Below are 13,876 nucleotides of genomic sequence, written 5' to 3' on the forward strand. Positions count from 1 at the left end.
TTCAGGGGACGTCCGGGGATCGTTCAGGGCGTGGTGAGGATGACCGAGCGGGTGAGGTGGCGGGGCTGGTCCGGGTCCAGACCGCGGGCCGCGGCGACGGCCACGGCGAGGCGTTGGGCGCGGACCAGTTCGGCGAGCGGGTCGAGACCGCCCTCGATCCACAAGCCGCCGGTGGCACGCACCTGTTCGGCCAGGCCGTCGGGTGCCCGGCCGAACATCCAGGTGGCGGTGCCCGCGGTGGTGACACTGATCGGGCCGTGTCGGTACTCCATCGCAGGATAGGCCTCGGTCCAGGCCAGCGCGGCCTCGCGCATCTTCAGTCCGGCCTCGTTCGCGAGCCCGACACTCCAGCCGCGCCCCAGGAACGTGAACTGCGTGCAGTCGACGAGCCCTTCGGGCAGCGGTTCGGACAGCGCGGTTCGGCCGTCGGTGACGACCTGGTCGGTGTGCAGGCCCAGGTGGGCTCGCAACAGGGTGAGTGCGGTGGTCGCGAACCGGGTCTGCACGACGGACAGTTCATCGGCGAAATCCAGCACGACGACGTCATCCGCCGTCTCCCGCACGGGAGTTCGCGGATCGGCGGTGATCGCGACCGTGCGTGTGCCCCCCTTCAGCCGGCCGAGCAGGTCGAGCACCTCGGTGGTGGTGCCGGAACGCGTCAGGGCGACCACCCGGTCGTACGAGCGCCGGTACGGGAACTCCGAAGCGGCGAAGGCATCCGTCTCGCCCTGCCCCGCCCGCTCGCGCAGCACCGCGGCGGCCTGCGCCATGAACCACGAGGTGCCGCACCCGACGATCGCGACCCGCTCCCCCGCGGCGGGCAGCACGGACGCGTACGCCGCGGCCTGCTCGGCGGCCCGGACCCAGCACTCGGGCTGGCTCTTCAGCTCGTTCTCGACATGACTCACGTCGTACCTCTCCCCGGCTTCTGCTTATTCTTGCAAGATATAGTGCTCTTTCAAGCATAATCAAGCATCCCCCACGCAGGAGTGTGCGCTAGGCTCGCCGGAAGATCGAGGGACGGAGAGTGCGGATGTCGCGCGACGCCCGTTGGAAGGCGCTGCTGGACCTGCTCGTGGAGCGGGGCCGCCTGGACGTGGAGGAGGCGGCGACCGAGCTGGCGGTGTCGGCCGCGACGATCCGGCGCGACTTCGACCAGCTCGCCGAACAGCAGATGCTGGTGCGCACCCGCGGCGGCGCGGTGGTGCACGGAGTCTCGTACGAGCTGCCGCTGCGCTACAAGACGGCCCGTCGCGCCTCCGAGAAGCAGCGCATCGCCAAGGCGGTGGCGGACCTCGTCGCGCCCGGCGAGGCGGTGGGTCTGACCGGCGGCACGACCACGACGGAGGTGGCCCGCGCCCTGGCCGTGCGCAGTGACCTCACGACCGGCGCGCCCGCCCTCACCATCGTCACGAACGCCCTCAACATCGCCAACGAGCTTGCCGTACGCCCCCAGTTCAAGATCGTGCTGACCGGCGGCGTCGCCCGCCCCCAGTCGTACGAGCTCGTCGGACCCCTCGCGGACGGCGTGCTCGGCCAGATCACCCTCGACGTGGCCGTGCTCGGCGTGGTCGCCTTCGACGCGGCGCACGGCGCGGCGGCGACCGACGAGGCGGAGGCCGCGATCAACCGGCTGCTGTGCGAGCGTGCCGAGCGGGTGATCGTGGCCGCCGACTCCAGCAAGCTGGGGCAGCGGGCGTTCGCCCGAATCTGCGCGACGGAGTCGGTGGACACACTGGTCACGGACGGGGCGGTGAGCGGGGACGTGGTGACGCGGTTCGAGGAGGCGGGGGTCGCGGTCGTCGTGGTGTGAGTCCGCGCGACCGCGCCCCCGAGAGGGCTCCTCAGGTCAGTCGGCGCAGAGCGTCAGGTTGATGGTGTCGCCCTTGGACGCGGTCTCCGGGCTGTGCGGTTCGACCGCGATGACGGAGCCCGGCTTGCCGTGCTTGCCGCAGGGCGTCTCGCTGACCGTGCCGATCTTGAGCTGGGCTCTCAGCAGCTGCTGCTGGGCCAAGTCCAGGTCGAGGCCCGTGAGTTCGATCTTGAACTGGCTGCCTTCCATCGAGATATTGACGTCGTCGTCGGTGGGCGCGGTGGTCGCGGCGGCAGGTTCCGAGGCATTCGAACCGCTGCCGCCGGCGGTGGCCAGGGCGGTGCCGCCGCCGATCACGATGAGGGCGGCGGCCGCGAGGCCCGCCATGGCCGCGGTCCGCTTGCGGCGGGTCCTGCGCACGATGCCGGCCGTGTCGAAGGCGGGGGCGTCGGAGGCGTTCACGAAGTCGTTCATGGCGTGTACCAGTTCCTCTTCGAAGGGTGTGTGACCGGTGCGGCCGGAAGGCCGCGAACTGGACGAAGTCATGGGGTTCCTTCCGTGGACTGCCGCGGTGAAGGGCCGGAGAGTGCGGGGAACTGGCTTCTGAGCTTCTCGATTCCGCGAGCGAGCTGGGACCGTACGGTGCTCGGTGAGATCCCCAGGTCGGCCGCGATCTCGGCATCGGACAGATCGTGGAAGTACCGCAGCACCACAACCGTGCGCATGCGCATCGGCAGCTCCTGAAGGGCGCGGACCAGCTGGTCCCTGCTGTCCACCCGCCCGTACTCGTCCCCCGGAGCCGCGCGGTCGCCGCCGTCCTGGTGCGGAACCGTGCGGCGGAACCTCCGCCACCGGTCGTTGGCCAGGTTCACCATGATCCGCCGCACGTAGGCGTCCGGAGCGTCCTTGGCGGCGATCGTGCGCCACTTGCGGCACGCCCGTTCCAGGGTTTCCTGGACCAGGTCCTCCGCCGCCTCGCGGTTTCCCGTCAGGACGAGGGCGCCGCGGAACAACGCGGCCGATCGGGCGGCGACGAACCCATGGAAGTCAATCTCCGCCTCCGCCGGCTCGGCCCCGCTGAGGCCGGCGCCCAGCTGCCACTCGGTTACCAGATCCACCCGCTCCTCCCTTCCTGTCACCCCTCCTCGACGCGGCGGCCCCCGTATCTGCTGCACGGGCGGGATGAGAGCTGGGTCACAGAGGGTGGGAGGGTCCGGAGCGCGGGGTGAGCCGCTCGGCGGTGGCTCACCCCGCGGACCCGCGGCCTCGGCTACGGCTTGATGCCCACCCCGGTCCACAGGCTGACCTGGGCGTCCGTGAGCGGCTCCGTCGTGGCGGCCTCGCCGGTCGAGGGGTCCGGGCGCCAGCGGTGGCCGACGGTGATGCCGGGATCGAGCAGGTCGAGCCCGTCGAAGAAGCGGGTGACGTCCCGCTGGGAGCGGAACTGCACAGGCGTCCCGGCGTTGGTGTAGATCTCGGTGACCTTCTCCCAGGTGGGCGGGTCGAAGTCGGGCGTACAGTGGCTCAGGGCCAGGGCGCTGCCCGAGGGAAGTACGTCCAGCAGACGGGCGACGATCCCGTACGGATCCCGGGCATCGGTGACGAAGTGCATCAGGGCGTTCAGGGACAGCGCGACGGGCCGGCCCAGGTCCAGGACCTCGGACAGCTCGGGGGCGTCCAGGAGCGCCTCGGGCTCGTTGACGTCCGCCTCGATGTAGGTGGTGCGGCCCTCGGGTGTGCTGCGCATCAGGCGCTCGGCGTACTTGAGGACGAGGGGATCGTTGTCGGCGTAGACCACCCGGGCGTCGGGGACCGCGGACTGGGCCACCTGGTGCAGGTTCGGTTCGGTGGGGATGCCGGTGCCTATGTCGAGCCACTGGCGGATGCCGTGCTCCTGCGCGAGAACCCGGGTGGCCCGGTGCATGAAGGCCCGGTTCTCCCGGGCACACACGAAGATGCCGGGATACGCGGCCGCGACGGTCTCGGCTGCCTGCTTGTCGACCTCGAAGTGGTCCTTGCCGCCGAGGTAGTAGTCGTACATGCGGGCGGAGTGCGGCCTGCTCGTGTCGATGTCCCGGGCGGCGTGGGAGTTGCTCATCAGTCCCTTTCATGGTGTGCGTCGACGTGCCGGGCAGGTCGCGGCCGGGCCGGCCGGCATCCCTCCCGGTCCTGGTCCGTCATGGTCCGGTTCAGCCGGCCGTCAGGTGATCGGCGAGGCCCTGTTTGACCCCCGCGACGAACGCCGTGATCTCCTCCGGCGTGTAGATCAGCACGGGACCGGCGGGATCGGTCGACTGCCGCACGGCCACCCGGCCGTCGGCGAGCCGCTTCATCTCCACGCACTGGCCCCCGTTGGGCCCGCTCCACGGCCGCTCCCAGCCCTGCTCACCGAGATCCGACGCGGACATCCCGTTGTGGGCACTGGCACTGCTGTGGACACTGGCACTGCTGTCCGTGATGGTCATGAGTACTCCTTGCGCATGCGGTGCAGGAGGGCCTTGCTGTCCGCCGAGGAGGCCAGCAGGGACATACGGCTGTGCGCCTCCAGATGGGCGGCGACGTCGGAGCGCTGGTCCAGGTACATGGAGCCGGAGAGGATCTCGCTGTAGACGACGTCGGGCAGTTCCGGCTCCTGGAAGCGGAAGTAGGTGAAGGGGGCGCACGCCCCGACGTGGGCGCCCGCGGTGAACGGCACGATGTCAACACCGATGTGGTCCAGCTCCGAGACCTCCAGGAGCCGGTCGATCTGCTCCCGCATCACCTCGGCGCCGCCCACCACCCGGTGCAGTACCGCCTCTTCCATCACCACCCACAGAGTGGGTGCGTCAGGTCTCTCCAGCAGGCTCTGGCGACGCAGCCGCAGATCGACCCGCCGCTCCAGGTCCTCGTCGCTGTCGTTGGGGAAGCCCCCGCTCAGGACGGCGCGCGCGTATCCGTATGTCTGCAGCAGCCCCGTGACGTACTGGGGCTCATAGGTGCGCAGGGTCCTGGCGCCGGTCTCCAGGCTCACGTAGGCGCTGAACCAGCCGGGCAGCACATCACGGTACGCGTGCCACCAGCCGGGCTCGTTGGCCCGCTCGGCCATCGCGACGAACTCTTCGGTCTCCCGCGGTCCGGCCCCGTACGTCTGCAGCAGCTTCTCGACGTAGAGGGTCTTCAGGGCGACCTCCGCCTTCTCCAGGCGGCGGATGGTCAGCGGTTTCACGTGCAGGGCCTTCGCGGCGTCCTCCAGTGACACCCCGGCGCCACGCCGCAGGTCCTGCAGCCGCCTGCCCAGGATCATGCGGAGAACGGTGGGCGCACTGGTACCGGAGCCCGAACGAGCTTCGCTCACGCCCTACCTCCTGAGAATCCGTCACCGGTACGACTCTGACAGCGACTTGCCGATGGCATCAATCAGATACCGCCTTCCTGAAATTATCAGGGAGCCGGTTGCAGTGTGAACGAAGCTGCGAGCATAGTTACTTGCGGAAACAGTCCCATCGAGCACGAGCGCATCATTCGTCAACTCCCCCCACACATTGTGGAGTTGGCGTGCCCTTGCGTTCGAGCCCAGGCCGTCCGGAGCACCCTTCTCCGGCACAGCCGTTTGCTCACCCCTCCCAGTCCCCCACAGCGCCCCGCCCCTCGCTGGAAGGCAACCACCGTGTCCCCCCACACGACTCCCTCCCCCCAAGTCTCAGACGGTGCGGTCCCGGACAGAGCACACTGGCTCGAACTCCCGGCGGACCGGACCAGCGTCAGAGTGGCCCGTCACACCATGGACGAGCGACTCGCCAGTTGGCAGCTGCCCTGCGAGTTACGCGCGGACGCGGTCCTCCTCCTGTCCGAGCTGGCCACCAACGCGATACTCCACACGGTCGGCGCGCGGATCCTGTGCGGCGCGGGGCTCATCACCGACGGGTGTCTGCGCCTCGAAGTGCACGACCACGACTACACGGGGCGCGGCCTTCCCCCGCGCGACCCGGGCCCGGACGACGAGAACGGCCGCGGGCTGCTCCTGGTGCAGCAGATCGCGGACACCTGGGGAGTCGACCGCTCGACACGCACCGGAGGCAACGCCGTGTGGGCGATCCTGACAACCGCCGTATAGACACGCCGAGTCCGAGCCGTTTGCGTACCGCTTTGCGTACTGCTTCGCGTACCGCCGTGTCGGGCTCGATCACAGGTCGAGGACCAGGCGCGGCCCGCATGAGCGGGAGACGCAGATGAGCATGGTGTCGCCGGCGGCCCGCTCGTCCTCGCTCAGGAGGGAGTCCCGGTGGTCCGGGGTGCCGTCGAGTACGTCGGTCTCGCAGGTGCCGCAGGTGCCTTCGCGGCAGGAGGAGTCCACCTCGACGCCGGCCTCCTGCACGGTTTCGAGCACCGAGCGGTCGGGCGCCACGGTGAGGGTGAGCCCCGCCCGGGCGAGCACCACCTCGAAGGCCTCGGCGGGGCGTGCTTCGGCTGCCCGCACCGGGGCGAACCGCTCGACGCCCAGCGTGCCGGGCGGCCAGTCGGCGCACTGGTCCCGCGCCGCAAGGAGCAGGGGTTCGGGGCCGCAGGCGTGCACCAGGGTGCCTTCCGCGGGCGAGCCGAGGAAGGCGGCGAGGTCCAGCAGGCCGAACTCGTCCTGCGGCCGGACGAGCACGCGGTCGCCGTAGGGCGCGAGGCGGTCAAGGAACGCCATGGAGGTGCGGGTGCGGCCGCCGTACAGCAGCCGCCAGTCGGCCCCCGCGGCCTCGGCGTCCGCGAGCATCGGCAGGATCGGCGTGATGCCGACGCCGCCGGCGATGAACAGATGGCGTGCGGCCGGCCGCAGCGGGAAGTTGTTCCGCGGCCCGCGGACGCGCACGGCGGCGCCTGCCGGAAGGAAGTCGTGGACGTACGCGGAGCCGCCGCGGCCCTGCGGCTCACGCAGGACGGCGATCCGCCACGCGGCCCGGTCGACCCGGTCCCCGCACAGCGAGTACTGGCGGATCAGATCGCCGCCCAGGAGCAGGTCGATGTGTGCTCCCGGAGTCCAGGAGGGGAGCGGCTCGCCGTCCGGGTGGCGCAGGGTGAGGGAGACGACACCGTCGGCGGCGCGGGTACGGGTCGCCACGACGAGGGTCGCCTCGTCCAGGGGCAGCTGATCGGTCATGTGCGTCAACCTGGTCTCGTACGGGGTCGGGGTCGGGGTCTGGGCCGGGGTCGGAGTCGAGATCGGGGCCGGAGTCGGGATCGGGATCGAGGCCGGGGCCGGGGCCGGGATCGGAGTCGAGGCCGGGATCGGAGTCGAGGCCGGGATCGGAGTCGAGGCCGGGATCGGAGTCGAGGCCGGGATCGGGATCAGGATCAGGATCAGGCAAGCCTCGTGCGGGTTCGGGGCAGTCGGACGGGGAGGTGGGAGGCGCGGGTCAGACCCCCGGCGGTACGTGCAGCAGCAGTGCGTCGCCTTGGCCGCCGCCTCCGCACAGGGCGGCCGCCCCGGTACCGCCGCCGCGCCGTCGCAGTTCCGCCGCGAGGGTCAGTACCAGCCGGGCGCCGGTCATGCCGACCGGGTGTCCCAGGGCGATCGCGCCGCCGTTGACGTTCACCTTCTCCAGCGGGATGCCCAACTCCCGTACCGAGGCCAGGGCCACACCGGCGAACGCCTCGTTGATCTCGAAGAGGTCGAGGTCGGCGGTCTTCAGCCGGCCGTCCCGGGACAGGGCGTCACGGATCGCGCCGGCCGGCTGGACGAGCAGGGAGGGGTCGGGGCCCGCGACGGTGCCGTAGGCGCCGATCTCCGCGAGCGGGGTCAGGCCCTCGCGGCGGGCGCGTTCGGCGCTCATCACGACGACGGCCGCGGCGCCGTCGGACAGCTGCGAGGAGTTGCCCGCGGTGATGGTGCCCGCGGCCGAGAAGGCGGGCTTGAGGCGCCCCAGGCTCTCCGCGGTGGTCCCCGGCCGTATGCCCTCGTCGGCCGCCACCACCGTCTCGCCCCGGCGTCCGGCCACGGTGACCGGGGTGATCTCCGCGGCCAGGACGCCGGACTCCTGGGCGCGCAGGGCCCGTTGGTGCGACCGTGCGCCGTACTCATCATGCTCCTCGCGGGTGAAGGCGAACGGCCGCTGGTACCGCTCGGTGGCCGCTCCCATCGAGACTCCGTCGAAGGCGCAGGTGAGCGCGTCACGGTCGAGGGCGTCCTCGGCGGCGGCCGAACCGTATTTCCAGCCGCCACGGGCACCGCGCAGCAGGTGCGGGGCGCCCGACATGGACTCCATCCCGCCCGCGACCACGACTTCGTGGCGTCCGGAGGCGATCATGAGGTCGGCCAGGGCGATGGCGTGCAGACCGGACAGGCAGAGCTTGTTGACGGTGCTCGCCGGTACGGCGAACGGAATGCCGGCGCTGACGGCGGCCTGCCGGGCCGGGTTGGGACCGGCCCCGGCCTGGACGACATGGCCCATGACGACGGCCTCGACCGCGGCCGGGTCCAGGTGCACGGCGGCGAGCGCGGCGCTGATGGCGTGCGCGCCGAGGTCGGCCGCGGACAGCGGACTCAGCGCACCCGTCAGCTTGCCGATGGGTGTTCTGGAACCGGCGACGATGACTGATCCGGGCACGGCCGGAACCTCCTGAGATGGATGGGGCAGGTCAGGCGGCGGCGTTGACGGTGCCGACCGCCCGCTCGGCGACCATGTGGGCGGTCTCGTTCACCGAGTGCAGGACGACGCGCCCGCCCGGAAGCCGCCGCACCCGGCTGACCGAGGTGTAGCCGGGGTGGAACCAGAACATGCGGGACAGGCCGAGCACCGTCGCCAGATAGGTGTTGGTGATGCCGCCGTGGCAGACGACCGCGACCCGCCCGCCGGGATGGGCGTCCAGGATGGTGTCCATGGCCCGGGCCGCCCGCTCCCGGAAGGCGTCCCAGTCGAGGTCGGGTACGAAGTCCTCGTACCGTCCCTCGGCGAGCGCCACCGAGCGGGGATCGTCCGCACGGATCTGCTCCGGCGGCGTGTAGGGGTGCGAGACGTCGGTGTCCCACTCGCGCAGGTCGTCCAGGACGGTGGCGGTCATCCCGGTGACGCGCTCCAGCGGCGCCGCCGTCTCACGGGCGCGCTGGAAGGGGCTGGCGTAGAGGGCGTCGATGTCCTCGTGCACGAGCCAGGCGGCGAGGCGTTCGGCCTGCGCGACGCCCTCCGGCGACAGCCCCGGGTCGTAGACGCCCGCCAGGGGAAGGCCGTGCCGGATGAGGAGGAGTTCGGTCATGAGCGATCCTTCTTACGGTACGAGTGGGGCGGGGGCTCAGCCGGCGATGGTCCGCTCGGAGCGCCAGTAGGGGCGGCGCATCGCGCGTTTGTCGAGCTTGCCCATCGCGTTGCGCAGGAGCCGCGGGACGAACTCGTACGACTTGGGGCACTTGTAGGCGGCCAGCCGGTCCCGGCAGAAACGGTCCAGTTCCTCGGCCGACGGCTCGTCCCCGGTGCCGGCGGCCACGACCAGCGCGCGCAGCGACTCACCGAAGTCCGGGTGAGGCACACCGATGACCGCGACCTCGGCGACCGCCGGATGCCGACGCAGCACCGCCTCGCTCTCGGCCGGGTACAGGTTGACCCCGCCGGAGACCACGACGTCGGCGGCCCGGTCGGTGATGAAGATGTAGCCGCTCGCGTCGACGTAGCCGATGTCGCCGAGCGTGAAGACGCCGGGCGAGACATACGCGGCCTTGGTCTTGTCCGGGTCCGCGTGGTAGCGCACGCCCCTGCCCTCGGGTGCCTGGAACGCCAGCAGTCCCAGCTCGCCGGACGGCAGCGGCCGGCCGTCGTCGTCGGTCACCAGGACATCGAACGGGGGCTGGACGCGGCCGACCGAGCCGGGATGGGCCAGCCATTCGGTGCTGCTGATGCGGGCCACCGTGCCCGCCTCGCTGGCTCCGTACGACTCGGTCAGCACCGGGCCGAACCACTCGATCATGGCCCGCTTCATCTCGGGCGGGCAGGCGGACCCGGTGTGGGAGACCTGGACCAGGCTGGAGACGTCGTACCGGGTGCGCGCCTTTTCCGGCAGGGCGAGCAGCCGCTGGAAGTGGGTGGGCACCATCACCGTGGAGGTGACCCGCCACTCGTCGACGCGGCGCAGGAACGCCTCCGCGTCGTATCCGCCGAGTACGACGACCTGTTGACCGGCGACCAGGTGCCGCAGCGATGTCAGCGGCGCGTTGTGCTGCAGCGGGCCGCACACGAGGTGCGGTCCCGGCGGGAAGCCGGCCCTGGCGGCGATCGCGGCCAGGTAGGCGGAGCTGTCGGCGACCGGACCGTCCACCCAGCGCACCTCGGTGCCGCGCGCCCGACCGGTGGTTCCCGATGTGTAGACGAGGGGCGGCCGGGCGGGCCGGTTCATGGGGAGGGTCCGTCCGGCGGGAACCGCCGCGAGCCACAGGTCCCAGTCGAAGGCGTGCCCGATCGCCGGGGTTCCGTGCATGACGAGCGGCAGGCCCAGTTCGCGGGCCGCCTCCAGGGCCGCGACCGCACCGGCGGGTCCGGAGACGATCCCCGTCGCGCCCGCGTCGATGAGCTGGTCGACGAGCTCGCCCACCATCAGCTGCCGGGAGGTGGCCACGGTCCCGACTCCGGCGCGCAGTCCGGCCAGGTGGGCCACCAGAGTGGGTATCGCGTTGTCCCCGAGGACGGCGATCCGGTCGTCGGGGCCGGGCGCGATCTCCAGCAGACGTGCCGCCGCCCGCGCGACCTGGTCGGCGAGCCGGGACCAGGACAGCGCCTCCCCGTCGTCCACCAGGGCGGGCTCGTCGGGTGTCTCCTGGGCGCGACGGTCGAGTGGTAGCAGGGGCATGGCTCCTCCGGCGGCTGCTCGGTCCTCTCCCGCGTCCACGGGAGAGCCGTTGCCGAGACTGTAGCGTTTATCAAGAAAGTACGGAACACTCTCACCGAGACGAAGGCATTCGCACCTGTTCCATGGGCGGTGTGGCCCCTTTCTCTCCATGGTTACTGAATCTTCCGTCTGGTAAGTGTCGGTCTTGGTAAGCGTCCTGAGGAGGACCCATGTCCCAGCCGGATGTGGACACCTGGCGCACACAGGTCAGGCAGTGGCTGGCCACCGTGCTCGAACCGGTCCGGGAGGCGGAGTCCACCGATGACGCCCCTGATCTCGCCGTGTTCCACAACCTCCCCGACGACGAGGAGCGACTCCTGCTGGAGCGCTGCCGCGCCTACCAGCGCGCCCGCTTCGACGCCGGATACCAGGCCCTCACGCTCCCCCGGGCGAACGGCGGCCCTGGCCTGAGCGCCGCCCACGCGATGGCCTTCGCCCAGGAGGAGGCGGCGTTCCAGGTGCCGCCGTCGACCGAGCTGATCAGCGTCACCGTCCGGCTCGTCGGCATGGCCGTCTCCCTGTTCGGGACCGCCGAGCAACGCGACGTCTACGCACGGGCCTTCCTGCGTACGGATCTGCTGGCCTGCCAGCTCTTCAGCGAGCCCGGCGCCGGATCCGACCTGGCCGCCCTGAGCACCCGCGCCCGACAGGAGGCGAGCGAGGACGACCAGGAGGAGAGCGGGGGCGACTGGGTGATCGACGGTCAGAAGGTGTGGACCTCGGGGGCCCAGTTCGCCGACCACGGGCTGCTGCTCGCCCGCACCGATCCGGACGTCGTGAAACAGGCGGGCATCACGGCCTTCCTGGTCCCGATGGACGCCCCCGGTGTGGAGATACGCCCCATCCGCCAGATGAGCGGCGGCGCCTCGTTCAACGAGGTGTTCCTCAGCGGCGTACGTGTTCCGGACCGGCTGCAGATCGGGCGTCCGGGGCAGGGCTGGGAGGTCGCCACCACCACCCTCGCCTTCGAGCGGACCGCCTCCGGCACCGGCAACCGGCGCAAGGGCGGCACCTTCACGGACGTTCTCGCCCTCGCGCGCTCACTCGACCGCACCGGGGACCCGCTGGTCCGCCAGCGCCTCGCCGACCTGTACATCCGCGCCGCGCTGCGCACGGCCACCGTGGACCGGGTCGCCCGGGCGAGCGCCGCCGGCGGCCGACCGGGTCCGGAGGCGTCGCTGACCAAGCTGATGGCCTCCGACCTGCTCACCCGTACCGGACAGGCCGCCGCCGAGCTGATGGGTGCCCGGATCAGCGCCGACACCGGGGAGCCCGGCACGTTCGCCTGGACCCAACACCTACTCGGCGCCCCCGGCTACCGGCTGGCCGGCGGCACCGATCAGATCCAGCGCAACCTGATCGGCGAGCGCGTGCTGAAGCTGCCGGGCGAACCACGGGTGGACCGGGCGCCGTTCTCCGAACTGTCCGGCAACTGAGCCGTAGGCGGCACGCGTGGGGCGACGCCCGCAACACGAAGCCGCCGAACCCGCAAAACCTCAACAACCCCCAACAAGCTAGGAGTGACATCGATGGATCTGGGACTGACAGGTGCGAAAGCGCTGGTGACCGGTGCGAGCCGGGGTATCGGCCGGGCCATTGCGGGAACCCTGGCCGCCGAGGGCTGCGCGCTGGCGCTGTGCGCCCGGGGCGAGGAGGCGCTGGCCAAGGCCGCGGCCGAACTGCGCGGCGAAGGGGCGACGGTGTTCGCCGAGTCCGTCGATGTCACCGACCCGGCCGCGCTGGCGGGTTTCGTGGAGCGGGCGGCCGCCGAACTCGGCGGTCTGGACCTGCTGGTGTCCAACGTGTCGGCGGGCAACGTCAAGGGCCCCGAGTCCTGGGAGGCCAGCCTGCGCGGTGACCTGATCCCGTTCGCCGGGCTGGTCGAAGCGGCACTCCCCTACCTCGAGGCGTCCGAGCGGGCCGCCGTGGTGGCCATCGGCACCACCAACGCCTCCGACACCGCCCGCCCGGCGGGAGCCAACTCGTACTCCGCCCTCAAGGCCGCGGTCGTCCAGCACGCCTCCGCCCTGGCCCACTCCCTCGCGCCCAAGGGCATCCGCGTCAACACCGTCTCGCCCGGCCCGATCGACTTCCCCGGCGGCGCCTGGGAGACCATCCGCACCAGTCGCCCGGAGGTGTACGAGGAGGTGCTCGCCAAGCTGCCGATCGGCCGCTACGGCACCGCCGAGGACGTGGCCGCGGCGGTGGCGTTCCTGCTCGGACGGACCGGTTCCTTCTGCGTCGGCGTCAACCTCGTGGTGGACGGCGGGCTACTGACCCGCGTCCAGTACTGAGCCGTGGCGGGCCCGGCCGGCCGGCTGGACGCCGTGCTGGTCTGCGGTGGCCGGTGGCACGACTTCGACTACGCGCGGCTCCGGCTGCTGGAACTGCTCGGTGACCACCCGCAGGTGCGCACCACCGTCCACCAGGACTACGACTGCGTCGCCGCACTGGAGAACGCCGACCTGGTGGTCACCTACACCTGCGACGTCCGGCCCCGACCGGAACAGCGGGCCGCGCTGGCGCGGTTCGTCGAGCGGGGCGGGCGTTGGCTCGCCCTGCACGGCACCAACTCGGTGATCGAGGAGCCGGTCCGTGGTGGGCCGCGGGTGTTCACCACTCCGCGACTCCTCGGGGAACTCGCCGAAGTGCTCGGCAGCCAGTTTCTCGCCCATCCGCCGATCGGGCCGTACGAGGTACAGGTGACCCGGCCGGATCATCCGCTGGTCGCCGGGATCGAGCCGTTCTCGGTCACCGACGAGCTGTACGTGTGTGAGCTGCACGGGGAGTTGGAGGTGTTGCTGCATGCGGAGTACTCGGGGCCGTGCCGTGGTTTCGCGGAGGGTGACGCGGGTCTCGACGATGTGCGCCGGCCTGTGCTGTATCTGAAGCGGCATGGTCTTGGCGAGGTGTGCTACTTCACTCTCGGGCATTGTCGGGGGCGCTATGACGTGCAGGATCTCGGTGTGGAGGACACCGGGCGGGTGGACCGGGGGCCGTGGGGGACTGCGGAGTTCCTGATGGTGTTGCGGCGGTGTGTGGAGCGGGTTGTGGGGGTGGGGGGCCCGGCGGGCGGCTGAGCGGACCGGGATGCCGCCAGGGTTTTCGCCCCCGCCGCCCCTACCCGACCCATCCCTGGGGGCTGCGCCCCCAGACCCCCGCTTATCGGCCTGAACGGCCTCGTCCTCAAACGCCGGACGGGCTGGGGGGGCCGGAACCAGGCAGGGT

At 71.4% G+C, this 13,876-nt stretch carries 15 protein-coding genes; 5 read left to right on the forward strand and 10 right to left on the reverse strand.

Features of this window, described 5'->3' with window-relative positions; genetic code table 11:
- Positions 1–23 precede the first annotated feature (23 nt).
- Positions 24–908 carry a sugar isomerase gene (locus tag AB0I18_RS33555; RefSeq protein WP_363109427.1) on the reverse strand — a complete coding sequence of 295 codons (885 nt, stop codon included), beginning with the start codon at positions 906–908 and terminating at the stop codon, positions 24–26.
- Positions 909–1,033: 125 nt separating this feature from the next.
- Here AB0I18_RS33555 and AB0I18_RS33560 point away from each other — a divergent pair, with 125 nt between their 5' ends.
- A complete protein-coding gene (locus tag AB0I18_RS33560) occupies positions 1,034–1,813 on the forward strand; it encodes a DeoR/GlpR family DNA-binding transcription regulator (RefSeq protein ID WP_363109428.1) in 780 nt (259 codons plus the stop codon).
- 36 nt (positions 1,814–1,849) lie between these two features.
- On the opposite strand, the gene AB0I18_RS33565 is transcribed toward AB0I18_RS33560, so the two are convergent.
- The 5 genes from AB0I18_RS33565 to AB0I18_RS33585 all read right to left on the reverse strand — a co-directional run bounded on the left by AB0I18_RS33565 (position 1,850) and on the right by AB0I18_RS33585 (position 5,147).
- A complete protein-coding gene (locus AB0I18_RS33565) occupies positions 1,850–2,287 on the reverse strand; it encodes a PASTA domain-containing protein (RefSeq protein ID WP_363109429.1) in 438 nt (145 codons plus the stop codon).
- 68 nt (positions 2,288–2,355) lie between these two features.
- Entirely contained in the window at positions 2,356–2,907 is a 552-nt protein-coding gene (locus AB0I18_RS33570) for a SigE family RNA polymerase sigma factor (protein ID WP_363109444.1), read from the reverse strand.
- A 176-nt stretch (positions 2,908–3,083) separates the two neighbouring features.
- Positions 3,084–3,911 carry an SAM-dependent methyltransferase gene (locus tag AB0I18_RS33575; RefSeq protein WP_363109430.1) on the reverse strand — a complete coding sequence of 276 codons (828 nt, stop codon included), beginning with the start codon at positions 3,909–3,911 and terminating at the stop codon, positions 3,084–3,086.
- Positions 3,912–4,002: 91 nt separating this feature from the next.
- Positions 4,003–4,278, reverse strand: coding sequence for a DUF397 domain-containing protein (locus AB0I18_RS33580; protein ID WP_363109431.1), 276 nt, complete (start codon positions 4,276–4,278; stop codon positions 4,003–4,005).
- Positions 4,275–5,147, reverse strand: coding sequence for a helix-turn-helix transcriptional regulator (locus tag AB0I18_RS33585; protein WP_363109432.1), 873 nt, complete (start codon positions 5,145–5,147; stop codon positions 4,275–4,277). Before AB0I18_RS33585 ends, AB0I18_RS33580 begins: the two co-directional genes overlap by 4 nt.
- A 312-nt stretch (positions 5,148–5,459) precedes the next feature.
- On the opposite strand from AB0I18_RS33585, the gene AB0I18_RS33590 reads away from it, so the two are divergent.
- Positions 5,460–5,906: an ATP-binding protein gene (locus AB0I18_RS33590; RefSeq protein WP_363109433.1), complete on the forward strand. Its 447-nt coding sequence runs from the start codon at positions 5,460–5,462 to the stop codon at positions 5,904–5,906.
- A 69-nt stretch (positions 5,907–5,975) separates the two neighbouring features.
- Here AB0I18_RS33590 and AB0I18_RS33595 read toward each other — a convergent pair whose 3' ends face one another.
- From AB0I18_RS33595 to AB0I18_RS33610, 4 genes are all read right to left on the reverse strand, one after another.
- Entirely contained in the window at positions 5,976–6,935 is a 960-nt protein-coding gene (locus AB0I18_RS33595) for a PDR/VanB family oxidoreductase (protein ID WP_363109434.1), read from the reverse strand.
- A 256-nt stretch (positions 6,936–7,191) separates the two neighbouring features.
- The gene (locus tag AB0I18_RS33600; RefSeq protein WP_363109435.1) at positions 7,192–8,382 is read right to left on the reverse strand and encodes an acetyl-CoA C-acyltransferase; all 1,191 of its coding nucleotides are present in this window, start codon (positions 8,380–8,382) and stop codon (positions 7,192–7,194) included.
- Positions 8,383–8,413: 31 nt separating this feature from the next.
- Positions 8,414–9,028, reverse strand: a complete 615-nt coding sequence (locus tag AB0I18_RS33605; RefSeq protein WP_363109436.1) for a histidine phosphatase family protein — start codon at positions 9,026–9,028, stop codon at positions 8,414–8,416.
- Positions 9,029–9,064: 36 nt separating this feature from the next.
- A complete protein-coding gene (locus tag AB0I18_RS33610) occupies positions 9,065–10,609 on the reverse strand; it encodes an AMP-binding protein (RefSeq protein ID WP_363109437.1) in 1,545 nt (514 codons plus the stop codon).
- Between the two features lie 209 nt (positions 10,610–10,818).
- Between AB0I18_RS33610 and AB0I18_RS33615 the strand changes: the two genes are divergently transcribed.
- From AB0I18_RS33615 to AB0I18_RS33625, 3 genes are all read left to right on the forward strand, one after another.
- Positions 10,819–12,084 (forward strand): acyl-CoA dehydrogenase family protein, encoded by a 1,266-nt coding sequence (locus tag AB0I18_RS33615; protein ID WP_363109438.1) that lies wholly within the window; start codon positions 10,819–10,821, stop codon positions 12,082–12,084.
- Between the two features lie 93 nt (positions 12,085–12,177).
- Positions 12,178–12,942 (forward strand): SDR family oxidoreductase, encoded by a 765-nt coding sequence (locus AB0I18_RS33620; RefSeq protein ID WP_363109439.1) that lies wholly within the window; start codon positions 12,178–12,180, stop codon positions 12,940–12,942.
- Positions 12,943–12,945: 3 nt separating this feature from the next.
- A complete protein-coding gene (locus AB0I18_RS33625) occupies positions 12,946–13,728 on the forward strand; it encodes a ThuA domain-containing protein (RefSeq protein ID WP_363109440.1) in 783 nt (260 codons plus the stop codon).
- The last annotated feature ends 148 nt before the right edge of the window (positions 13,729–13,876 follow it).

This window comes from Streptomyces sp. NPDC050704, assembly GCF_040654355.1.
Lineage (GTDB): Bacteria > Actinomycetota > Actinomycetes > Streptomycetales > Streptomycetaceae > Streptomyces.